Genomic DNA, 23,085 nt, shown 5'->3' with positions numbered 1-23,085 from the left:
ATAAAATATGTTGCATGAAGCTTGAATGGATCGATGCCCTGATTATTGTCGTATACCTGCTCACGATGGTCGTTATTGGGCTGGTGCTCAAAAAAAAGGCTTCGAAGAATATGGATACTTATTTCCTGGGGGGCAAAACCATGCCCTTTTACCTGCTGGGACTTTCCAATTCTTCGGGGATGTTTGATATCTCGGGCACCATGTGGCTCGTATACCTGGCCTTTACCTATGGTTTAAAAAGCCTTTGGATCCCCTGGCTATGGCCGGTGTTCAACCAGATCTTTATGATGGTGTATCTTTCCGTATGGCTGCGCCGCTCCGGCGTGCGTACCGGTGCCGAATGGATCCGCACGCGGTTTGGTTATGGAAAAGGCGCCAACCTTTCCCATACCATCGTTGTGTTGTACGCGGTTATTGGTGTGGTGGGATTCCTGAGCTATGGTTTCGTTGGTATCGGTAAATTCATTGAAGTGTTCCTGCCCTGGAAAGCCGTAGCGCCCTATATTCCGTTCCGGATCGATCCGCAATATGCACCCCATGTTTATGGCATTTTCTTTACTGCCATCGCTACTTTTTATGGAATGCTGGGTGGCATGAAGGGTATTGTATGGGGCGATGTGATCCAGTTTGTGATTAAAACAACGGCCGGCATTGTGATTGCGGTTACCGCCATCACACGGGTAAGCCCGGAACTGCTGGCAGCCCACATACCGGCCGGCTGGGATACCCCTTTCTTTGGCTGGACGCTGGACCTCGACTGGAGCCTGCTCCTGCCTTCCATTACACATAAAATAGCAGAAGACCAGTACGGACTGTTTTCCATTTTTGTAATGATGATGTTGTTCAAAGGAATATTCTTCAGCATGGCGGGCCCTGCGCCAAATTACGACATGCAGAAGATCCTGGCCTGCCGCACACCCCGGGAAGCGGCATTGATGAGCGGTTCTGTATCCGTATTCCTGCTTATTCCACGATACCTTATGATCATGGGCTTTACCGTACTGGCAGTGGTATTCTTCAGCAGCGACTTCAGGGCACAGGGCACCGGGATCGATTTCGAAACCATTCTCCCCCGGGCGATTCATCAGTTCCTGGGTGTTGGACTCACCGGTTTGTTACTGGCGGCACTGTTGTCTGCCTTCATGTCTACATTTGCATCAACCGTTAATGCAGCGCCCGCCTACCTTATCAACGACGTATACCTCAAATACATTAACCCGGGGGCATCTTCAAAAGTACAGATCCGTGCCAGCTATATCATTGCCGTGGTAGTGGTTGCTTTCAGTACCATTATCGGTATCTATATCCATAACATCAATACCGTATTACAATGGATCGTATCCGCATTATATGGAGGATATATTTCCGCAAACGTGCTCAAATGGTACTGGTGGCGGTTTAACGGCAACGGATTTTTCTGGGGAATGCTTACCGGTATTGCCGCAGCAATGATCATTCCCGAATTCTTCCCGCACACCCTTCCGCTGTATTATTTCCCCATACTGCTGATATTGTCCTTTGCCGGCTGTATTGCGGGCACACTTACATCCCGGCCAACAGATATGGATACCCTCATTGATTTTTATACCAAAGTACGTCCCTGGGGTTTCTGGAAGCCCGTAGCGCAAAAAGCGCGGGAGCGGTACCCCGGCCTGCAAACCAATACCGGCTTCAAACGCGATATGCTGAATGTGGCCGTGGGCATCATCTGGCAATGCTGTTTAACCCTCATCCCCATGTATATCGTACTTCAGCAGAAACTGTCGCTGATCAGCACCATCCTGGTACTGGGCATTACCACATTGATCCTGAAAAAAAACTGGTACGATAAAATGAACCGGGAGGAAAAAGCCTACGATGCATTCATGAAATCGCTGGAACAGTAATAGCGGTTCATTCACCCTCCATCTTTCCGCAACCACCCGTTGCCGGCAATGCCGTCATATATGCATGAACATAATGCTTAAGCGTATTAAACGGGTGATTTTCAACAAACATTCAATTGTTCATACATAACCACATAAACCCTCCCGATAATACCCTGTTTGTGAGGAAAGTTCTATCATTTTTAGCGAAATTGAAGCACTAAAATCAGCGAGATGGCAGAAAACCAATTATTTGGCATTCTTTTTTGTACCTTTCATCAGCTACTGGTATACTCCATATGTATAGCAGCATAGCAGGTAATAAATGTATAAATAGTTCTATTTTTGTCTTTAAGAATTAAAAAACGATGAAACTTTCGCTGGATCATAAAAATCATGTTCCGCTTCACGTACAGGCCGAACAATTGCTCCGCAACCTGATCAAGGATCCCCAGTTTGCCAATGGAAAATTATTGCCAAACGAGGTAGACCTTGCCAAGCAGTTGGCGATTTCCCGTACCACATTGCGGCAGGCGCTGAACAAGCTGGTGTATGATGGTTTATTGATACGCAAAAAAGGGATCGGTACCCGCGTTGCCGGAACTGCTGTAAGCTCCAAATCCAACAACTGGCTGAGTTTTTCGCAGGAGATGCAAACCCGTGGTATTCCCATTAAAAACTATGAATTACATGTAAGCTGGGTGCATCCGGAGGAAGCTATTGCTAATTTCTTCCAGATCGCACCGGATAAAAAGATCCTGAAACTGGAGCGCTTACGCGGACGTCCCGAGGCGCCCTTCGTGTATTTTGTTTCTTTTTTTCATCCCCGGATCGGGCTCAGCGGTGAAGAAGATTTCAATACCCCGCTGTATGAGATGCTGGAAAAAAATCATCATATCGTGGTGAATCTTTCCAAGGAAGAGATCAGTGCCAAACCGGCTTCCAAATTTATTGCGGAGAAACTGGAGATCCCCCAGGGCGATCCGGTACTTTTCCGTAAACGGTTTGTATACGACCGGGGCGAGCGCCCTATCGAATACAACCTGGGTTATTACAAGGCCGATTCCTTTGTTTATACGGTCGAAAGCCGCAGGGATCAGTAACCACACCCCTCTTCCGACTTGCAACGCGCATCAGCAGCGCTTTCCGGCAGCAAGCCGGTTGTCAAAACAGGTTCCTCGAAAGCAGGGCGATGGCCAGTACAAATGGCAGGAAAACCAGCAGGATGGCAAGGGATAAGGAAAGGTATTTCAGCAATCCTTTGATCGGTCGTCTTAATATGAGCAACAGGAGACCGCCGATCATAAATAACAGCAGGGCGATCACCACGTTTACGATTACCGGGATACCGGTATATAAAATGGCAAACAAGGCCGGTTGAATCACGATCCCCGAAATAAGTCCGTAAAGCCCCCCCTGCCACCAAAGCCGATCCCAGTAGCAGCAATCCGTACTTTAATCCTTTTTTAAAATGAACGCCAAAATAGCCCGCAGCAGGCAAAGTACGGATGGCCTGCAATTGTGCTTCATTCCTCGCCGGGCGGGGCGGAACAGCGCCCTTCTTCCCCTGCTGTTTCTTAAACCGGGGCCACCACACGATGAACCCTGTAACAAATAACAACGAGGGCACCAGCCCTCCCAAAAATGCCAGGATGCGGGTAGGCAACCCGCCAAAAGTGCCCAGGTGCAGCGGTACCAGCCAGGTAAGATAACTGTTCCCGATATTTGGAAAATCCGTTTCACTATTCAACAGGATCTTACCGGTATACTGATCAATACTCAGCATGATCCGATTTCCTTCCTTCGACACTCCATCAGACCGCATATCAAAACGATAGGCCGCGGTACTGTCGGCCGGGTACGCAATCCCCCGGATAACGGCATCCGGAAATTGCGCCCGGGCTGCCGTTGCGGCACCTGCCGGCGTAAGGGCCTTACGGCCCTGTACCCATTCCGATTTTTGTCCGAAAATCTGCTGCACCGACTGTGGAGACCGGCCGGTAAGAATAAATAAAAATGCGATAAAAACCGGGCCGAAGGTCAGCGCAAAACCGGTTAGTGAAAGCATCACCACCACTGGTGCAGAATAAATCCCCAGCACATTGTGCCAGTCGTAGTTCTGTCGCTTCCATCCCGACCTGAAGTTTACGGTAAGTACCGACCGCCACTGTTTCCATTTCCGGTATTGCTGCGGCACCCACAAACGCAAACCGCTTATCGTAAGGATCAGGAGACAAAGCGTGGCCAGGCCTACGATGTATTGCCCCGGTCCGTGCATCAGCAGGTTGGTATGCAGCTCGGTAACAAACCCGATAAAGGAACTGTGGTGTAAGCGCTTTCCCGTTAAGGTTGCCGTGTAGGGGTTGATAAAGAACTGCTCTTCTGTAGTAAAATTGTAACAGACATAACTGATATTGGGATCGTTTTCCTTTGGCAGGAACACATAATCTACTCTTTTGCCGGGGTATTTTTGTGGCACCAGGGTGGCGATTTCCTCGATGGAATACCGCCGTTGGGACGCCATCGAACGGAACAGTTCTTTATTCAATGCCTGATCGATCTCATCTGCAAAAACCAGGATGCTGCCGGTAAGCCCCACCACGCAGAGTACAGCACCTGCAATAATACCCAGGTACAGATGCCATTTTCCAAACCAGCGTTTCTGGTGAACGGCCCATTTCAGCTTGCTGCTCTTTTTGTCGGTCATAACATTGCTTTCAAAAAATGCAGGTGCCTAAAAGCACGTTTAAACGCCCGCATCGCGATCGTTAACGGTTAAAATTTATAGGCAATGGTTCCGATCAGCTGCCGGGGCATCTGCGGAATAAAATTGGTCCAGCCCTTCCAGTATTTTTCGTTGCTTACGTTGTTCGCCTTTAATCCCAGGCGGTAATGTTTACGATCGTAGGTCAGGTGCGCTCCCAGTATGGTGGCTGCCGGAAGCACCAGTTTGCCATCGATATTACTGTTTACCGCATTGGACTCACCGGAATGATTCAGGCTGAAACCCACACCCAATCCGTTCAGCGCGGTTGTGGTAAACGTATAGTTCGTCCAGAAATTAAAGGTATTGTAAGGCCCGGCAGGTACGGGCCGCAGACCGTTCACATCGGCATCGGCCTTTTGCATCTTGCTATCGTTGTAGCCGTACCCAAAGAGCAGGGTCCAGCCTTTATAAGGGTTGGCCAGCACTTCTACTTCTACCCCCTTACTGCGTTGTTCTCCATCCTGGATGCTGAAGCTGGCATCCGACGGGTCCTGCCGGATCACATTTTTTACCAGGATGTCATAATAACTGATATTGCCGGTAAGCTTATTTCTAAACAGGGCATATTTGACGCCGATCTCTTTTTGATTGGCTGCTTCCGGTTCGAAGGCTACATGGTTCTTGCTTTGTCCAAACTGGTTGGTAAACCCGTTCTGGTAATTTGCAAAAAAAGACAACTGGTCTTTTACCGGCATAACGATTAAACCGAATTTGGGAGACAGTTTCGCCTGGGAGGGTTTTACGCCTTCCGCAACCGCATCCTTCAACATATTGTCAAAATGATCGATCCGTAGCCCCGCAGACAGGATCAGGTAATCGGTAACATTGGTGATGTTGTTGATATAGCCACTGAATACATTGGAGTGCTGATTGTAGATACTGGCATCCACACTGCCACGGTTTTGATAAGCGGCATCCAGGTTAGACTTGTTATACGTAAGATTAGCAGCCGAGCGACCGTTGGCATCCACCACATCAAACAGGTACGGATAAGGCACCACATTGTGCAGCATCCCGTAAAAATAATAGTAGGTCACATCCGAACGGTAAGAAAGGTAATCCAGTCCCAGAACGGTGCGGTTCCGCACTTTTCCAAAATTATAATCCGCAACAAAGTTCTGTTGCACATCAAAGGTTTTGGTACTGCCTACCGGCTTCCATACCATACGGGCTACACTATCCGTACCGGGCGTACCAAAATCCGGGTTCCCCGTACTTAAAAATGATTGCAGGAAATGCCCCAGGTAATTGGGCAACAGGTATTGAAAACCGGCATACCCGTTGTTATGACTGAGGCTATAGGTAACCGATGTTTGAGAAGTCCAGTGGTCCGATAACCGGTAACCGGCATCTGCAAAGAAGGAGTTGGTATTGGTTTTCGAGTATACATCGTTGCTGATAAAGGAGCGGTTATAATCCAGTTTCAGCTGGCTGATCTGATCTGTTCCATAAGCTTCCTTCAATGTTTTGGGAGCCTGGGCCATAATGGCATTTACCGTAGCTTCCGGAAGACCGCTTTGTCCCAGCATTCCGGCCATTGCTGCGTTAATTGTACTGGGCGGCAAAATAAACATAAAATTACCGCCATTGCTGTTTCCTTTGGAGCCCGCAATCTCTGCATCTACATTCAACGTAAAACGATCATTGGGCTTATAAATAAAGGAAGGTGCAATAATATAGTTCTGCTGAAAGCCCGCATCCTGCCAGCTATCCTGGTTTTGCCCGGCTACGTTCACCCGGAAGGCCATTTGATCTTTTTTCAGCACCACATTGGCATCGGCAGAAGCCCGCATAAAATTATACGAACCGTAAGCCACATCCACATATCCGCCGTTATAAAAATAAGGCCGTTTGGTGATCCGGTTAATCAGTCCGCCATATGAGTTTACGATGCTGCCAAACAGGGTACCCGAAGGGCCTTTCAGTACTTCAATGCGGTCCAGGTTGGCCATTTCAACGTTGGTATTTACAATATTGGGCAAGCCGTTCCGGGCCTTGGTAGTGGTTTGAAAACCCCGGCTCACAAAAATGGAACCGCCATCCGGGCGGTTAGTGGCATCCCAGATCTTCGAGATCCCCGCTGCATTTTTCATGGCATCCTCCAGGCTCATGGCGATCTGCTTCCGCAGGATCACATCCGGGATCGCCGTCACCACCTGTGCGTTTTCCAGGTTTGCAAGCGGCATCTTATTCGAGTACACGCTTGCCCGGTTCATGATCTTGTTGGTTTCCACGATCACCTCGCTGAGGTCTTTCGAGTTTTCGCGGATGCTGAAATTGAGTTCTAAATTGGTGCCGGGGTATAAAGAAACCACTTTACGTTCCCTGGTATCACCAGTAAAAGAAAGTTCCAGCGTATATTCCCCGGGCTTAATATTTTTTATCTGAAACAGTCCATTCTCATTGGAAACGGTTCCCCATTTGGTGTCTTTGAGTACAATACTGATCAGCGATACCGGCTGTCCGTCGGCAGTGGTTACCTTTCCATGGATGGACGCCTGTTGCGCATATAAAAACAAAGCGTTACTTATAAAAAGCAACGCCATCACAAACTTCTTTATCATATCGTCTTATTTAAAATCAGAAGGCAAATTTACCCGCGGTTGCGGCCTGCCCCGTTTCGAGATCGGGAAAAATAAGACGTGTATTTTTTTTTCGGATTGCGTAAATGAGGTGGAGTACTGAGATTACAGATTTGAGATTTGAGATACGAGATTTGAGATTTGAGATACGAGATATCAGATACTAGAATTCATATCTGTTATCTGGAATCTGAGGTCTGAGGTCTGAAATCTCGTTTCTCCTACCCAAAAAGCGAGCTGCTCAGATACCGGTCGCCGCGATCGCAGGCAATAAAAACAATGGTTCCCTGTTCCAGCTCGGATGCGATCCGGAAGGCTGCGGCCGCCGCGCCGCCGGTACTCATTCCCGCAAATACGCCTTCTTCCCGGGCCAAACGCCGGGTGTAATCGATCGCTTCCTGCTCGGTAATATCCATCACGCGGTCTACCCGCTGTGGCTCAAATATCTTTGGCAGGTAGGCTTCGGGCCATCTGCGGATGCCGGGTATAGAGGCCTCCTCGGTGGGCTGGCACCCGATGATCTGCACGTTGGGGTTCTGTTCCTTGAGGTACCTGGAACATCCCATAATGGTACCGGTGGTACCCATGGCACTTACAAAATGAGTGATGGAACCGGCCGTATCCGCCCATATTTCGGGAGCGGTGGTTTTATAATGTGCGCCCCAGTTATCGGGGTTGGCAAACTGGTTTAAAATAAAGGCTTCTCCTTTTGCAGCTTTTTCTTCTGCATAGTCGCGGCAGGTTTCCATGCCGGTGAGCAGGGTTACACGGGCCCCAAACGCTTCCATGGTCAGCGTGCGTTCACGGGTTGAAGTATCGGGCATGACCAGTTCCAGGTCCAGGTTATAAAACCGGGCGATCATGGCCAGCGCAATACCCGTATTGCCACTGGTAGCCTCTACCATTTTATCACCAGGCCTGATATCGCCCCGGTCCAGCGCCGAAGCGATCATATTGAACGCAGCGCGGTCCTTTACACTTCCACCAGGGTTGTTGCCTTCCAGCTTGGCGTATATTTTTATGTTGGGATTGCTATTGAGTTTTTTTAACTCTACCATCGGCGTATGGCCGATCAGTTCCAGTAAAGAAGCCATTTTATAAATTCTAATCTTAAAATTCGAAGCACTGATTTCTAAATCCTAAATTCGAAGTCCGGAATTCTAACCTTCAAATAAAAAACATACAACTGCTGCGTTATCATTCTGATAACCGAACGCTAAAACCGATTACGGATAGCTTGCCGGCCCTACTCCAATATATCCTGTTCTACCAGGTCGATGGATGGGCGGTGATAGACTTTTGAATTAGGAGGGATACTCCGGGTGAGCCACACATTTCCCCCTACAATACTGTTGCTGCCGATTACGGTATCGCCGCCCAGGATGGTGGCGTTGGAATAGATGACCACCCCATCTTCCACCGTGGGATGCCGTTTACGATCCATCAGGCTCTTGTCTACGCTTAAAGCGCCCAGCGTTACTCCCTGGTATATCTTTACATGACTGCCGATAATGGTCGACTCCCCGATCACCGTACCACTGCCATGGTCGATACAGAAATAAGCACCGATGGCGGCACCGGGATGAATATCGATTCCTGTGATGCCATGTGCATGCTCCGTTAAAATACGCGGCAAATGAGGTACCTGCAATGTCAGCAGGGCGTTCGCCATGCGGTAGTAGGCAATGGCGAAAAAGCCCGGGTATGCCCGGATCACTTCAAAACGCGTCTTCGCCGCCGGATCACCCGAAAGGATGGCTTCGATATCGGTATTTAATAACCGGTACAGCTCCGGAAGTTTCCGGAAAAAGCCCGTTGCCTTATTCGATATCTGCCGGCAGGTATCGGTAGCCGCCATGATCGACTCCAGCTCTTTCTGCCGGATAGCAAACTTATGCTGTATTTCTTCGGGGCTAACCGGAAAACAATCGGCACGTTCGGGAAATAATAAACAAATCAGCCCATCTGCCCAGGCAGAAATTACCTGGTTGGGAGGCACGGCGGGTACGCCTTTTTGCGATTCAAATATCTGTTGATAAAAATTCTGGTCCATAATCACCTGCTCATACCCCACAAATCTACCATAATAATTAAAAACCAGGGCTAAAAAAAATATAAAACCCGAACACACCGGAGCAATACCGGCTTTATAAAGCCCAAACAGGTAGCGGGGTCCTGAATAAAACGCGCAGATGTTACGTCAGAGATCCATGCAGTGGATCAGCCTCCATCAGAATCGGTACCTGGTACTTATTCCATAAAAAAAGGTCGCTCCCGGTTTTACGGAAGTGGCCTTCCCCTTGCGTTCCTGAATGCCCAATGAATGTTGGTAACGCTTTTAACCGGCTTCCACAGCTTCTGCCGGGGAGGTAACACCGTAAGTAGCCAGGGCTGCAACAAATTGCCGGATTAGTTCAGGCGCCGGTGGCTCCGATGGCATGGGAGGCAATTGTAATTCCGGTGCGGGAATGCTGAATTCAGCAAAGAAATCTTCCAGTCCTCCCGGTTCAATCAGGATGATGCATTTTGCCGTTTCGGTTTCAAGCGTAAAACTATGCTGCACATTTACCGGCAGGTATACACAGTCTCCCGCCTGCGCCTTAAAAACTTTGTCGCCAACAAAAAACCGCATAACGCCTTTCAGGATATAGTAGGTTTCACTTTCCTGCGCATGAATATGTGCAGGCGGCTCAAGTCCCTTGCGGATCGTGGCTTCAAGGATAGAAAATTTGCCCCCGGTTTGTTTTGCCGTTACCAGCCAGGTAAACAGGTGCCCCATGTACCATCTTGAATTGTCTGTTGTTGCAGTAGCTTTAAAGGTTTCAATCATAAACTATTTTTTAATGAATTATATCAGGTCTGGAATTGCATACTTAATACCTGAAAACACAAAAATAGACCGGGTTCAAAACGACGGGAATGCCATCCTGCCTGAAAATGCCATATAACCGTATCAGCTGGTAAAAAGAGCCGCTGAGTTGATTTTAAAAAAATCTGTTCGCCTTAAATAGCTCCCCTACTCAATGAATGATTAAAGCGCGTGTTAATATAAACAAGATGCATTCCAAATAACCGCAACCTTGTTTTCGTTATACCGGTTTAACTGGTTGCTTTCAAAAAAACTTATACAGGAAATTTTCCACAGGTAAGAAAACGCACCTTATTACGCTTTGCCCGATCCCAGATGCAGGCTTTATTTAACGCTGTTGGTTACCGGCATTTAACCGCAACATTTCGGTGCCGGCTAACAATACGGCGCCCAGTGCATGAAAATCATTCAGGATCCTGGGCCGCTGGTAGTAAAAGGCAATATTATCAGCAATGCCCGTACCGATGCAAACATCCTCAATATTACCGTCTGCCCGTACTTTCTCAGACAATCCTTTCCATCCCTCAATCGCTATTGATTTATAAGAAGCCGGTATCCAGTGTTCATTTACCGCACGGGCAATGGCATACACAAACATTGCCGTACCCGAGGTTTCAAGATATGAATCGGGTTTGTCGAGTACCTGGTGCCAAAGGCCGCTTTGATCCTGGAAACGGGATATACCCGTAATCTGTCTTACCAGCAATTTGATCAGTTCATTTCGTTTAGGATGCGTGGCCGGCAGGTTATTTAATAATTCAACCTGTGCCATCGCAATCCATCCGTTACAACGAAGCCAATGCGCTACGCCATTTTGTTCTACGTCGCTGTACCAGCAATGATAATACAAGCCGTTGGCAGGGTTAAACAAATATTTATTAAAGTTCAGCACCTGTTTCACCGCATCATCCACATATTTGCGTTCGCCGGTTACCCGTCCCATCCTGGCCAAAAAAGGGACACTCATATACAGGTCATCTGCCCACAACGTCATATTATGCGGATTGTTCCGTGAAAGCGTTCCGTCGCTCAGCCGCAGTTGTTTCGTAAGAATATAGTCCGCCGCCTTGGCAAGGTACGCCTGGTATTGTTGGTTCTTTGCCGGTTCGTTGGCGTCTGCCAACGCCGCAGCCATCGCACCGCAATCATCCAACGAGCCCATGCGGAAGAACGGCGCCCATTCCGATCGTTTATTTGCAGCATAGAGTTTATCAAAATAGCCTGCATTCTTAAATATAAAATCAAAATTCTTTTGTACATAATCGGCATATGCTTCCTTGCCAAATGCCCTGGCGGCCTTTAACATCCCGATCATCATTACACCATTTGAGTATTCCCACCTGTTGTAAAGCGATTGTGTCCGGATAACGGCATCTGAGGGAAATTGGGCTGTACCGGTATAGCTCGTTTTTGTTTTTGTATCTATAAATTTATAAGAAGTGTTTCTCATAATATTATCGGCAACGCTGTGCACAACGGCTTCAATGCTTTCATTTTGCGCACCGGCGGTAAACGAAAAAAAACTCAAACAACAAATAAGGATCGTACTGCAAACAAATTTCGCAACGTGAAAACGGAAACACTTCTTCATACAGAAAAGCGGTTTAAGATTTTAATAAAATGTTTGATGATGGATCGCTCCTGCAACCCTTCTTCAGCAAGCGCTTAAAGAATGGCCCTGACAGCTGCAATCGCCTGAATCATTTGTGAAGCGAAGTAAAAAATTATTTTCCGTTCGCTTTATTCAAGTTTTTGTCGATTCATTCCAAAATACCGCAACACACGCAGCAAGTACAGGTGCTGTACAAAAAGCCCGGGCAGGCGCCGGGCCGCGATTAAAGCGTAACGCACAGGTTGGTGTTTGAAACATCCGCCCGTCCGACGCTTTAACTTCATTTTACGGCACAATGGCGAAAATCCGCGGCATTTCATCGAATAATAAAAATTCAGGCGGTAATCTGTATTACTTTTATTACGGTTTAGAGGGCTTAAGAGGGCTACAGGATTTTTCCAGATCATTGTATTCCCTCTTATTTTTTTGCCTCCGCTTTACCAGATGCTGCAATCCTTATCAACCGGTTTATACCGGGTGTGCTGTCAATAATAAAGCCAGGGTGGAAACCCCGGCCGGAACTCTAAGTTTTAATCTTGTTCAATTGTGGAAGCAAATTATTCAATATTTCAATAAGCGCGTATCACGAATTTTAGTGACAAGACGCGGCCGCTTTACCTGCTATCCCCAAAAAAGCCTGAAGAACACAGAAAAACCGAGGCACCGGCTATGATATAAACCGGCCGGAACGCTTTAGCAGCCCCAAACAGGCCATTTCACCCCCACCTCAACGGTGGCCGATTTGATATAAAACCCGCAGCCCCGGCTAACTCGGCACCGGTTTTTGGAAGTAAAATTCCAGTACAGCGTCCATTTTTCTTAAAAACAGGGTAACAAAACAACCTTTTGGTTGATCTGCAGGCAAAGCAGTATTAACAATAAAACAATATATTATGAAAAAGTTTCTGTTTGCCGCACTTATTATCACGATAGCAACCCGTGCTTTTACACAACAAGCGGCTGTGGTTTCCGGCAGCGACACTGTAAAAGGAGGGCTTACAAAATCCGGGGCGGCTTCCGCATCCTATGCAGCCGGACGTCTTTCCATGACACCTACTACCACAAAGCAAACACAGGGAAAGACCTTTGGCGAAAAAGTAGCCGGCGGACTTCAGTCAGGCGCAAATGCCGTGGTAACCGGCGTGTCAAGCATCGGCGGGGTTTCAAAACCCGGCGGAGCGGTTTCCTCTTCTTATGCAGCGGGACGTCTTTCCATGACACCTACTACTACCCGGCAGACCCAGGGAACAAATTTTGGAGAAAAGGTGGGCGCAGGGAACCCGTTATATGAATCCGGAAATCAAAGCGATGTAAATCCAATGCACGGATCCTCAAGCATGGCCCGGCCAGGTACCCCCATTGGCGGCATTGTGGTAAAAGGCGGCAAAAATCCCGGAGGAAATATGACGATTACAATAAGCAATGAAAGGGGCATATTTGAATTAATTGGCCTGGAACCCGGTAGTTATCAGTTTACACTTATTACACCCGACGCACCCCAGGAAAGAAGCATCTCGGAAAAAGGAGTAAAAAGACAGGAAACGGCCCAAACAGAAACCAGAACCTATACCGGCGGACGTAAAAATGAGCTGCCGGAAAACAGTATTGATGAAAAAGACATCGTAGCTCCCGGGCAGTCCATTGGCGGCATCGTGGTAAAAGGCGGCAAAAATCCCGGGGGCGTCATGACCAGCCTGCAGGTTAGCGAAAACGGCGAGATCCGGTTTGAAGTGTTAGAGGCCGGCAATTATCAATTCATGATTCAGGTTGCTGAAGACGCCCATCAAAATAATACCAATCAGGAAAAGGTTGTTGAAAAAGCAACCTCCGGTTTAAAGGATACGTTAAAGACAAATGTATAGCGGTAACTTATAAAAACCTGCCGGGATATTCCGACCCCCATCGCTATTGATCCGGGATATTTACCGGCAGGTTTAGATCCGGCTCCTATCAGAACGTTTTCATGCTCCAGATGGACCCGTTTTTGGTCGGCTGCATTTCCAAACTTCCCGCTTTATTCAATGCATTCAACAGGGTTTCACTCTCCAGCCGGGGCAATTCCGAAAGTACAGAGAACTCTTTTGCGGTTAACGACGGATACTTCGAAAAAAGCGCCTGCCAGCTTTGACCATATGCCGTTTTTATGGCACCCGGATATAATTTCAAAACCGCCGCTTCATAAAACGAATACGGCTTTGTACCATATACGATCTCTTTATTACCCGATGCATCAACAAAGAACATCGTAGGAAATCCCCGAACGCCCATCGCACCTGCCAAACGCAGGTCCTCTTCAAATAGTGTTTTTGCATTACCGTTCATCGCTGCTGTAAGTTGTGCCGCATCCAACCCGGATTTTTCAGCAGCCGTTTCCAAATGCTCTTGCCGGGTGATATTTTTTTTCTGCAGGAAAACCATTTCCCGGATCGTTCTTAAAAACAATACCGCTTTCTCGTTGCTTTGTATTTGTGCGGCCTTAAACGCAATGGAAGGCGGATAGGAAGAAGCCAGCGGATCCTCTAACCAAACATCGCCGTCAATAGGCATATCATAGTAAACACTTACTTCATCCCAATGATGCGCCACATCTGAAGGTTTACTGATACCTCCGCTGTTGTAGCTCCAGTCCGGCAACAAACCGCCCATGCGGTATTCTATTTCGATCGCATTTCCATATTCCAGTTTCAGCTTTCGCAACTGCGGCTCAATGCCCCAGCAGGAAGAGCAGATCGGATCCGTAAAATAAATAACCTTTACCGGCTTTTCAGTATTCTGAACAGGAACCTCCTTGCCTTCCCTCCCCGTGGGCAGTTCGCAAACGCCCTCCGCAGGGTCGCACAAAAGCGGGTTATGTTGTTGTTGCATGGTTCAATTTATTTTTATCTTTGTGCAAAGTTGCATTGTATCATTTTCACCAGCAATAAGTCAGAAATTTATGACCATCCCCGATTTAGCACAGCCCACCGAAACCTGCCCGGCACAGGGGCTTTTAAAATCATTGTCGGGTAAATGGAAGCCCGAAATTTTCCGCCTGGCCGTTGAATCACCCATAAGGTTCAGCAGCTTGTTGCGCCAGATCAATGGCTCAAACAAGCAAACACTGTCGCTTGCATTAAAAGAACTGGAGGAAATCGGTCTGCTGGAAAAAGTAGTTATAAAACAAAAGCCATTACATATAGAGTACCATTTAACCGCAAAAGGAAGGTCCCTGGTACCGGTCTTTCTCCAGTTGGAGGGGATTGTATAAAGCATGGCCATATGCATCCTCCAAATACCGTCGCAAAAGGAATTTCCGGGATGTCCATTATCCACAAATGAATCCTTCCTTACCGATTGACCTACATTCAATACAATGATAAACGCAGAATGTATTCATACTATAACGGCCGTTGTAAGCAAGCGCTTCCCGGAGTTTGAGATCAGGGAAGATATGGAGGGCTGCCAACAGTAATCTTCGGTTTTTTAACTGATCACCTGATCCGGTCGTTCAGAGCAGGCAATATAAGCGTAGTAATGTCGTTTATTGATCTTGTCAATGATTTGTTCCGGTCAGATGACTTCATTGCCCGTTCCTGCCTGGATGAATTGGTGATAAGTTTGCATAGCGAAGCTGGTGATGTTTATACCGGGTTCAGAAAGCAAGTTCCCGCGACTGATTACAGCATCATCGACGTCATTGACCTTGAACACAGAAAAAGATATTTATAAATAAAGCAAAAGCAACCTAATCGGTGGCTCTTGCTTCTCTTATCAAGGGCGCAATTCTAAATATATTCTCTTTTTCAGAATCAACAGCCCAATACTCCATCAATTCGCTGAAAAGTCCCCTTCCTGATTTTAATATTTTTTCAATTTCATACCACCTATAATCTCTTTCTAATTCCCTGTCATTTAAAAAATCCTCATAAGAAGCAAGTATAATGGACATTGTAGCATATTTCACTTCAGCAGATAAATCATTTTCATTGTAATAAGAAATAAACTCATCAATTCTATTTTTATCTGCCAATTCAATATCCCAATCCTGCTCAACACTCAAATAGGGCAATGACAACTTCTTACTTAGCTGCTCGATTATTTCTTTTCTTAAAATCATAAAAACAGAATTTAAGGAATTAACGGATAAGCCGTCTCAACCCCACTTCCACCAGATACTAATCGAATATACGTAGGAACTTTGAATGTACCATCTAGCATAATAATTCTTGCAGGAAAGCCACTTGGCAAAGGAATATTTACAGCTCCATTAGCAGTTTTCCTACATTATCTAAAATAAATTGAGCCGCTTTCTGATTATCCAAAAATTGACCTTATGCCATCTCTGATCCTTTAGCCCTTGTTAATTAAAAACACCCTCATATCTTCACGTGAGTTGTCAATGTATGTCCAAAAATCTTTTTAGTTAGCTGTATCTCCCTTAGCGGCAACTAAACTGCTACTTCATTTAGATCAATATTACCTATATTGTTTTCAACAACCCATCCATCAACAAAACTATTTTCGAACCCTTCTCCTTTATTACCCAAAAGATTTGTACCCTTGACAAAAACGTTATTTCTTAATTCAATACGATTATCAAATTGACAATCGAAGAAATTAAAAAATCCTGTAAAAATATTACCTTCAATAACTATTGGTTTCGCATTATGCCCTCCCATTTGATAATCAACATGGTTTTTGACGATACAATTCTTTAATAATAATCCATTCACAAACCAACAAGAATGAATTTTCAAATTGTTGATTAGGCATTTTTCTATAGTCAAATGGACATTCAATTCGAACTCTCCAATCAAATCAATTGTATCGATTATACAATTGGTTAGAAGAAAACTATTATGACCTTTTAAGTCTTCCTGATGTAGAATATCTATATTTTGATTTTCCTTTACCATGTTACATTTCCAAAATTTATTACTGTTCCATGGGGCACTCTGTTAGAGATTCCTGGATACATATTTACTGATAAAATTTTCCCATCCTGAACAAATGCTTTGAATGACTTTTGTATTCCATTGATGTTGCCGATTAAAGTATTGCCTCCTGCTTCAAAAAAAGGCATATTCTGTTCTACCAGATTAAGTCCTTTCGATGCCATCGTCTCCACTGATAATCCTAAATCTGCATGACGGCCACCGGCAAAAGCATGTTTTGTTAAAATTCCTAAAACACCTTTTGTTAAATGATAATCCCCCTTTTGCGGCAACTGTTGAAGATCCACCACCAAACAACGCATCCCTTCCATAAGTACTGGCCGCCAGAACTACAATTATAGGCCGCTTTACAGACATTTACTTTCTATCTTACAAACTCAATTCATAAAGTCCACCTCCTTCAATATTCTATCCCAGAATCCAACCTCTATATTGCTGAGGGAAGATATCATGTTTATATAATTTCCCGGATTCATTTTTCTATCGGAAATAGCGGTAGGAAGCGTAAAAAAGCGGCTAAACTCGACGGCCCTAAATAAAAAAAGGGTTGTAAGCTTACTTACAACCCTTTTCGAGTGCCCGGGACTGGATTCGAACCAGCACATCCTTGCGAACGCTGCCACCTGAAGACAGTGCGTCTACCAATTTCGCCACCCGGGCATTTATGTTACAGATCTTTATACCGCCTGTTGAAAACCTGGTATTTACCGGGAATCAACGTTAAAGATCCTTTGATCAAATTAAAGAACTGATTGCGTTTGCGCTGTTTCCAGCATCACTGCCTCGGCAGGGGTTGCAAATATAGGTAAATTTCAAATCCAATCACAAAAGAAACTACTTTTTTTAAAAAAATATTGTTCCCGGTTATCTGCCTGCTGCCGGGCCGGATTGAAGTACCCGGGCTTTGACCGCAATCATCCGGTCAGCCAATATCCGTCATTGCCATTGCCCCGTTTTATACCGTAGTTTGCAGCATAACAGGAACGCCTGTTTCCTGCAGCACGCAAACAGCAATTATGAAAAAGATACTTTTTGTATGTGACGAGCATCATTATCCGCAAGGCGCTTTCGAATGGATCAGGGAACTGCGCAAGCAGGAACACCTATCCGTAAAAGGTCTTTTTTTTAAGGCGCCGGCGATCACAACAGCAACCCGGCATCCTGCCGCCGGCAAAGAAGATCTGCCCCATTTCAGCAACCAGGACACGGCGCAGTTTATGGATCAATGCCGGAACAGCGATATTTCCTCCCATACCGTTGAAAAAAGCAACACTGAATGGCAAAAAGCCTTTTGGAAACATGAAAGCCGGTATGCAGACCTGCTCATCTTCAGTCAGGCGCTATTGTATGCCGGCACCGCAGCACATCAGCCGAACGGCTATATGCAACAGCTGCTGCGCTGGGCGAACTGCCCGGTGCTTGCCGTACCGGAAAATACAGGTGCGCCCGAACAGCTCCTGGTGGCCTATGATGGTAGTCCGCAAAGTATGCATGCCTTAAAACAATGCTGCCTGCTGTTTCCCCAATACGGGCAGCTGCCCGTGCGGATCGCCTATGTAAAAGAAGAAGACAGTGACCACATCCCGCAGCTTCAGCTACTGACGGAGTACGCCCATGCGCATTTTACAGATGTAAAGATCCTGAAGCTGCACTGGGACTCCGACAAACACTTCAGCACCTGGGTCGAATGTTTCCGGAACCCCCTGCTGATCACAGGCGCATTCGGGCGCTCGGCCCTATCCACCTCTTTTAAAGAGAGCTTTGTTACAAAAATCATTACCGATCATGTGGCCCCGGTTTTTATAGCACATTAACCAACGGCAAACCGGCCGGCCGTTATGATACAGCGGCTGAGTCGCAGATCCAATACAGCGCATGAATGATAAAGATCAGCAAGGCCCCTAACCTTACTCATTGCTCCCCCCGTTCAACAGATCTATTTTAGCACTTTAAATAAAACAAGCAGTCATGAAAACAGATCATTTGTGGAATGAAGACCAGGCGGCCTATCCCGGAGGGTTTGTGCCCGCCGCCAACGCGGGCAGCATTGCCGGGATCCTGCAGTCCATTGATGTGGAAACCATTCCTCCGCGGGTAAATATTACCGAACTGAAAGACGGCTATAAAATTGAACTGGAAGCACCCGGGCTGAAAAAAGAAAACTTTATAATACAGGCAAACCATCACATCCTTACCATTTTTGCCGAGAACACGGAGCAGGGACTGACGGCGGGTGCCAGCTACCTTTTGCACGAATTCAGTAACCGGTACCTGTTCCGGGACATTGTACTGCCTCCGGACGCAAACACATTGTTCCTTCACACACAGTATGAAGCGGGCATCTTAACCATTCACGTATCTAAAGCAACAGGACGCAAGGATGATGTTCCCACTGTCGCCTGTGTATATTAAACTTAAATAAAGCCGGACGGTTCCACAAAGACGGTGACCGCCGTATCATCATCAAACAAATACATTCTTAATGGAATACAAATCCCATTCCCCCGTTCCAAAAGCGTTGCGGGAATTTACAGCCAGACCAATTGCTGCTATGTAAGCAGGGCCTTGCCCGCTTCAACTAGCCGTGTTCTATTGAACATGGCTTTTACTACTAAAAAAGTTTTTGTAAAAATATGGACGACCCGAAATTTCAACAGATACAATACGAATGCGATACCTGGAAAAGGGCGGTAACGTTCATGATGGAAGAATCCGTCATTATGAAAAACCGGTTATCTGAAGTGCTGCGCACCCATTTTAACCGGAACCTCCTGGAAGGCATCGAACTTCTCCTTAATAAACTGATCCGGAACGAAGAACGCATCGGCATCTTCCGCGATGACCTGGTCTTATTGAATGAAGCAGGCGCAGACTCCTTTACAGAACAGGATGAAAAACTATTTGAAAGCCGGATCCGCCTGCTGCACAACGATCTGCTTCAAATGGAAAAACAATTTGCCAAACTCAAATCCGAATTCAATCGTTACCTGCTGGACCAGATGAAACGTTCGGAGCGCCAGGGGCAATAGGCCTGCAAATAGCAGCATACCGTTGTGCAGCACTCGTTCCTTTATTTTATCCATTATTATCATTGGCATGTTATGTTCAGACACAAGGGAAAAGCCCGCCGCCCCGTTCACAACCTCAAACTGGCCGCACTGTTGTCATTCGTAGCCGGCATCGTAAACGTAGCGGGTTTCTTTTCTGTAAAAGTGCTCACCACAAATGTAACAGGCCACTTTGCCTATTTCGCAGACGAAGTAATTAAGCAGCATATTGAAAACGCCGGCGTTTTCCTGCTCTATATCCTGGCCTATCTTTCAGGGGCCTTTGTATCCAATACCCTGGTGGAAGCTACACAAAAAGTAAATCCGCGTTATACCGATGCCGTTCCCGTATTTACAGAAATCGTATTGCTAACCGGTGTTGCTCTCTTGCCTACGGCTACCATTCAGCAAATGGCACAGCTCGTTGCCGGTATCCTTTTATTTACCATGGGCCTTCAAAATGCAATGGTTACACGCATTTCAAACGCCGTTGTGCGCACCACCCACCTTACCGGCCTGTTTACCGACCTTGGCATTGAGCTTTCACAATTGCTCTTTTACCGGAAGCCGGAGCACCGGAAAAAATTAAAAGCCTCGGTGCGGCTGCGTTTTGCGATCATCAGTTTTTTCTTCCTGGGATGTGTAGCCGGGGGTGTGGGTTTTACCTGGTTGCATACCCGCATTCTTTTTCTTGCCATAGCGATCCTGTTTACCGGCATCATCTACAGCGATATCCGCTACCGGATCCTGTTGCTCAAAAAAAATTTATCAGAAAACAAAGCCGGGCCTCCGCTCCGGCGGTAAACCTGCTCTTATCTGCGCGTTATGCAATGGTTCTTTTCAAATGGCGGAGCTTTCAGTTCAGCAGATGCTCCAGCTTCTTGCGGTTTAAGATAATAATATTCCCTTCCTTTATATCAATCAGCTTTTCACTTCTGAAATCACTCAGCGTACGAATGAGTGATTCCGTGGCCGTGCCTGCAATAGCAGCCAGACCTTCCCGGCTGATGGTAATGGCAAAGGCTTCGTCTTCCTCCTGCCGGTATTTTTTCTCGAGCAATAACAAGGCGTCCGCTACTTTTTTCCGCAACGAGTTATACGCCAGTCCCAGCAGCTGTTCTTCTTTTGCAGAAATATTCTTTGCCAGCAACCGGATGAACTTTTGTGCAACCATCCGGTTATTATCGATGAGTTCCGTAAACTCTTCCTTGGGAATAATTGCCAGCTCCGACTCATCCAGGGCCTCCGCTGTATCCCTGTAGGCCGTTCCCTCCAGCAATGCAATGTATCCCAAGAAATCGCCGGCACTGTAAAGCGCGGTTGTCAACTCCTTTCCATCGTCATTCGTACGATACGTTTTTACCTTTCCCTTCAATACATAATAAAGACGGGAAGGATGGTTCCCTTCGGTATAGATGATCTGCTTTTTCTTATATTTATTTATATCCCGGTCCTCGGTCAACTCGGTTAATGCAGCTTTATTATCGGAAAGCTTCAGCAACTGCTCCAGTCCGTTCAGGTCCGGCGAAAACTCCTGTTTTAACAGGTCTGTCTTTTTCAGCCGGCCGTCCACCGCGTTCAGCAATTCCGTACCACTGAACGGTTTGGTAATATAATCGTCTGCGCCCAGCTCCATTCCTTTCCTGAAATCACTGCGCTCCGTTTTCGCGGTCAGAAAAATAAAGGGCACATTCCGTACGGATTCATTTTTTTGAATGGCATGCAATACCCCATAGCCATCCAGCACCGGCATCATAATATCACAGATGATCAGGTCCGGCATATGCGCGATGGCCTGTTCCACACCAAGCTTGCCATTGGCTGCCGTAATGACCGTATAATTAGACAGTTCCAATATTTCCGCCGTATTGTTCCGGATATCGTCATTGTCTTCAATCAGTAATATTTTCTTCATCAGATCTATTTCTTTCGGTTTATTTAAACGGCTATTTTCTGCGGATCAGCGTTACACCGGGCGCCGGCATCCGTGTTGCTGAGCACTTTTTATTCTTTTACCGGGTTTTGCTCAAATGTAATGATAAACGTTGTTCCCTGATCAAGTTCACTGACACATTGTATCGAACCGTTCATCAATTCGGTATACTTTGAAATGATGTGCAGTCCGAGCCCCGTTCCCTGTATATTGCCCGCATTGGCCGCCCTGAAAAAGCGCTCCATTAAATGTTTTTGATCTTCACTCGAAATACCGATGCCATGGTCCTTCACCGAAAGCCGTACCTCTTGCTGCTCAACAGAAGTTTCAATGACGATCGGCCCGTTTTCCGGCGAAAATTTACTGGCATTGGATACCAGGTTGAGGATGATATGTTTTAACAGGGATGCATCCAGCTCCACCACCGGCTCGCCCTGATGGTGATACATCAGCTGTTGCCCCGCCCTTAAGGTCACTTCCATTTCCCGTACAATACCCCATACCAACTCCTGGATATCGAAGCGGGTGAACCGCACCTGGATCTTTCCTTCCTCGATTTTTCCAACACTCAGAAAATCGTTCAGGATATCGGTGAGCAATTGTACCGAAGATACGATCCGTTGCAGGTGTTTTTCCCGCCGGGGCTGCTCCTCTGTACGCGTATACCGTTCGATGAGGTATGTAGAGGAAAGAATCGTGCTCAGCGGGGTACGGAATTCATGTGAAGCAATGGTAACAAAACGCGACTTCAGCTCCCCCAGTTCTTTTTCCCGCTCCAACAGTTTTGATAATTCATCTTTCGACTGCTCCAGGTCCTGCATAGCGGCCGTAAGCTGGCGGGTACGCTGCTCTACCGTTGACTCCAGCTTATTGTTCAGTTCTTCAATCTCCGCTTCCGCTTTTTTCCGGATGGAGATATCACTGATAAAAGCAATAATGAATTGCTTGCCCTCGTCCTGGTAATTACTTAAACTTACTTCCACCGGAAACTCGCTGCCGTCTTTTTTGATCGCAAACAGATCCATACCCACACCCATCGGACGGGTTTTAGGGTTATGCGTATACCCGTCCCTGTGGCCTACATGCCGGTTATGGTAACGGCCGGGGATCAGCAGTTCAATGGGCTTCTGCAACAGTTCTTCCAGCGCATAACCAAATAAACCAAGCGCGAAAGGATTGGCCGATTGTATTTCAGCTGCGTTATTCACTACAATAATACCCATCGAAGCCTGGTTAAAGAGGGCTTCATAACGATAACTTTCATGCTTTTTCTGATCAGAGTCTCCCATGGACAAATATTGCGCTGCTATTTATAAGTATGCATAAAGGTAACAAAATAAGCTATTTAAAAATGAATGGGAACAGGAATAAGCCACCTCCGCAGGAAACCTCCGGTAAATGACTGCCACCAGGTGTTGTTCCATCGTTAAACAACCTGTATCATACATAACCTTCATATGTTTGGACTGCATGTAT

Annotated in this window: 20 protein-coding genes and 1 tRNA gene; 8 read left to right on the top strand and 13 right to left on the bottom strand. The window is 46.5% G+C overall.

Annotated elements, in window-relative coordinates:
* The first annotated feature begins 14 nt into the window (after window positions 1-14).
* Together LQ567_RS02440 and LQ567_RS02435 are read left to right on the top strand one after the other, a co-directional pair.
* Window positions 15-1,886: a sodium:solute symporter family protein gene (locus tag LQ567_RS02440; protein ID WP_231002507.1), complete on the top strand. Its 1,872-nt coding sequence runs from the start codon at window positions 15-17 to the stop codon at window positions 1,884-1,886.
* Between the two features lie 347 nt (window positions 1,887-2,233).
* A complete protein-coding gene (locus tag LQ567_RS02435; protein WP_231002506.1) occupies window positions 2,234-2,968 on the top strand; it encodes a GntR family transcriptional regulator in 735 nt (244 codons plus the stop codon).
* Here the strand turns inward: LQ567_RS02435 and LQ567_RS02430 are convergent.
* The 6 genes from LQ567_RS02430 to LQ567_RS02405 form a co-directional block, all read right to left on the bottom strand.
* On the bottom strand, window positions 2,962-4,572 hold the full coding sequence (locus LQ567_RS02430) for a PepSY-associated TM helix domain-containing protein (protein ID WP_231002505.1): 1,611 nt from the start codon (window positions 4,570-4,572) through the stop codon (window positions 2,962-2,964). The two genes, LQ567_RS02435 and LQ567_RS02430, sit on opposite strands and share 7 nt — an antisense overlap.
* Before the next feature lie 68 nt (window positions 4,573-4,640).
* Window positions 4,641-7,196, bottom strand: a complete 2,556-nt coding sequence (locus tag LQ567_RS02425) for a TonB-dependent receptor (RefSeq protein WP_231002504.1) — start codon at window positions 7,194-7,196, stop codon at window positions 4,641-4,643.
* Between the two features lie 239 nt (window positions 7,197-7,435).
* Entirely contained in the window at window positions 7,436-8,308 is an 873-nt protein-coding gene (cysM, locus tag LQ567_RS02420; RefSeq protein WP_231002503.1) for a cysteine synthase CysM, read from the bottom strand.
* A gap of 152 nt (window positions 8,309-8,460) precedes the next feature.
* On the bottom strand, window positions 8,461-9,267 hold the full coding sequence (locus tag LQ567_RS02415; protein ID WP_231002502.1) for a serine O-acetyltransferase: 807 nt from the start codon (window positions 9,265-9,267) through the stop codon (window positions 8,461-8,463).
* 285 nt (window positions 9,268-9,552) lie between these two features.
* The gene (locus tag LQ567_RS02410; RefSeq protein WP_231002501.1) at window positions 9,553-10,044 is read right to left on the bottom strand and encodes a cupin domain-containing protein; all 492 of its coding nucleotides are present in this window, start codon (window positions 10,042-10,044) and stop codon (window positions 9,553-9,555) included.
* A 367-nt stretch (window positions 10,045-10,411) separates the two neighbouring features.
* Window positions 10,412-11,674, bottom strand: coding sequence for a glycoside hydrolase family 88/105 protein (locus LQ567_RS02405; protein ID WP_231002500.1), 1,263 nt, complete (start codon window positions 11,672-11,674; stop codon window positions 10,412-10,414).
* A gap of 914 nt (window positions 11,675-12,588) precedes the next feature.
* On the opposite strand from LQ567_RS02405, the gene LQ567_RS02400 reads away from it, so the two are divergent.
* Window positions 12,589-13,557 carry an MSCRAMM family adhesin SdrC gene (locus LQ567_RS02400; RefSeq protein ID WP_231002499.1) on the top strand — a complete coding sequence of 323 codons (969 nt, stop codon included), beginning with the start codon at window positions 12,589-12,591 and terminating at the stop codon, window positions 13,555-13,557.
* A gap of 88 nt (window positions 13,558-13,645) precedes the next feature.
* Here LQ567_RS02400 and LQ567_RS02395 read toward each other — a convergent pair whose 3' ends face one another.
* The gene (locus tag LQ567_RS02395) at window positions 13,646-14,560 is read right to left on the bottom strand and encodes a ClpXP adapter SpxH family protein (RefSeq protein WP_231002498.1); all 915 of its coding nucleotides are present in this window, start codon (window positions 14,558-14,560) and stop codon (window positions 13,646-13,648) included.
* 70 nt (window positions 14,561-14,630) lie between these two features.
* On the opposite strand from LQ567_RS02395, the gene LQ567_RS02390 reads away from it, so the two are divergent.
* Window positions 14,631-14,942 carry a winged helix-turn-helix transcriptional regulator gene (locus LQ567_RS02390; RefSeq protein WP_231002497.1) on the top strand — a complete coding sequence of 104 codons (312 nt, stop codon included), beginning with the start codon at window positions 14,631-14,633 and terminating at the stop codon, window positions 14,940-14,942.
* A gap of 477 nt (window positions 14,943-15,419) precedes the next feature.
* Here the strand turns inward: LQ567_RS02390 and LQ567_RS02385 are convergent, their stop codons facing one another.
* The 4 genes from LQ567_RS02385 to LQ567_RS02370 form a co-directional block, all read right to left on the bottom strand.
* On the bottom strand, window positions 15,420-15,791 hold the full coding sequence (locus tag LQ567_RS02385) for a hypothetical protein (protein ID WP_231002496.1): 372 nt from the start codon (window positions 15,789-15,791) through the stop codon (window positions 15,420-15,422).
* A gap of 331 nt (window positions 15,792-16,122) precedes the next feature.
* Window positions 16,123-16,590 (bottom strand): hypothetical protein, encoded by a 468-nt coding sequence (locus LQ567_RS02380; RefSeq protein WP_231002495.1) that lies wholly within the window; start codon window positions 16,588-16,590, stop codon window positions 16,123-16,125.
* Window positions 16,584-16,940 (bottom strand): hypothetical protein, encoded by a 357-nt coding sequence (locus LQ567_RS02375; protein ID WP_231002494.1) that lies wholly within the window; start codon window positions 16,938-16,940, stop codon window positions 16,584-16,586. Before LQ567_RS02375 ends, LQ567_RS02380 begins: the two co-directional genes overlap by 7 nt.
* A gap of 265 nt (window positions 16,941-17,205) precedes the next feature.
* Window positions 17,206-17,289 (bottom strand) — tRNA-Leu (locus tag LQ567_RS02370).
* 356 nt (window positions 17,290-17,645) lie between these two features.
* Here LQ567_RS02370 and LQ567_RS02365 point away from each other — a divergent pair.
* From LQ567_RS02365 to LQ567_RS02350, 4 genes are all read left to right on the top strand, one after another.
* Window positions 17,646-18,443, top strand: coding sequence for a universal stress protein (locus LQ567_RS02365; RefSeq protein WP_231002493.1), 798 nt, complete (start codon window positions 17,646-17,648; stop codon window positions 18,441-18,443).
* A gap of 154 nt (window positions 18,444-18,597) precedes the next feature.
* Window positions 18,598-19,041: an Hsp20/alpha crystallin family protein gene (locus LQ567_RS02360; RefSeq protein WP_231002492.1), complete on the top strand. Its 444-nt coding sequence runs from the start codon at window positions 18,598-18,600 to the stop codon at window positions 19,039-19,041.
* A gap of 221 nt (window positions 19,042-19,262) precedes the next feature.
* The gene (locus LQ567_RS02355) at window positions 19,263-19,658 is read left to right on the top strand and encodes a hypothetical protein (RefSeq protein ID WP_231002491.1); all 396 of its coding nucleotides are present in this window, start codon (window positions 19,263-19,265) and stop codon (window positions 19,656-19,658) included.
* Window positions 19,659-19,730: 72 nt separating this feature from the next.
* Entirely contained in the window at window positions 19,731-20,480 is a 750-nt protein-coding gene (locus tag LQ567_RS02350; protein ID WP_231002490.1) for a YoaK family protein, read from the top strand.
* Between the two features lie 52 nt (window positions 20,481-20,532).
* On the opposite strand, the gene LQ567_RS02345 is transcribed toward LQ567_RS02350, so the two are convergent.
* Both LQ567_RS02345 and LQ567_RS02340 read right to left on the bottom strand, forming a co-directional pair.
* Complete coding sequence (locus LQ567_RS02345; RefSeq protein WP_231002489.1) at window positions 20,533-21,591, bottom strand: response regulator; 1,059 nt, start codon at window positions 21,589-21,591, stop codon at window positions 20,533-20,535.
* Window positions 21,592-21,680: 89 nt separating this feature from the next.
* Entirely contained in the window at window positions 21,681-22,898 is a 1,218-nt protein-coding gene (locus LQ567_RS02340) for a PAS domain-containing sensor histidine kinase (RefSeq protein WP_231002488.1), read from the bottom strand.
* Window positions 22,899-23,085 lie beyond the last annotated feature (187 nt).

Source organism: Niabella pedocola, assembly GCF_021044425.1.
Lineage (GTDB): Bacteria > Bacteroidota > Bacteroidia > Chitinophagales > Chitinophagaceae > Niabella > Niabella pedocola.
This window is presented reverse-complemented; position numbering and strand designations above follow the sequence as displayed.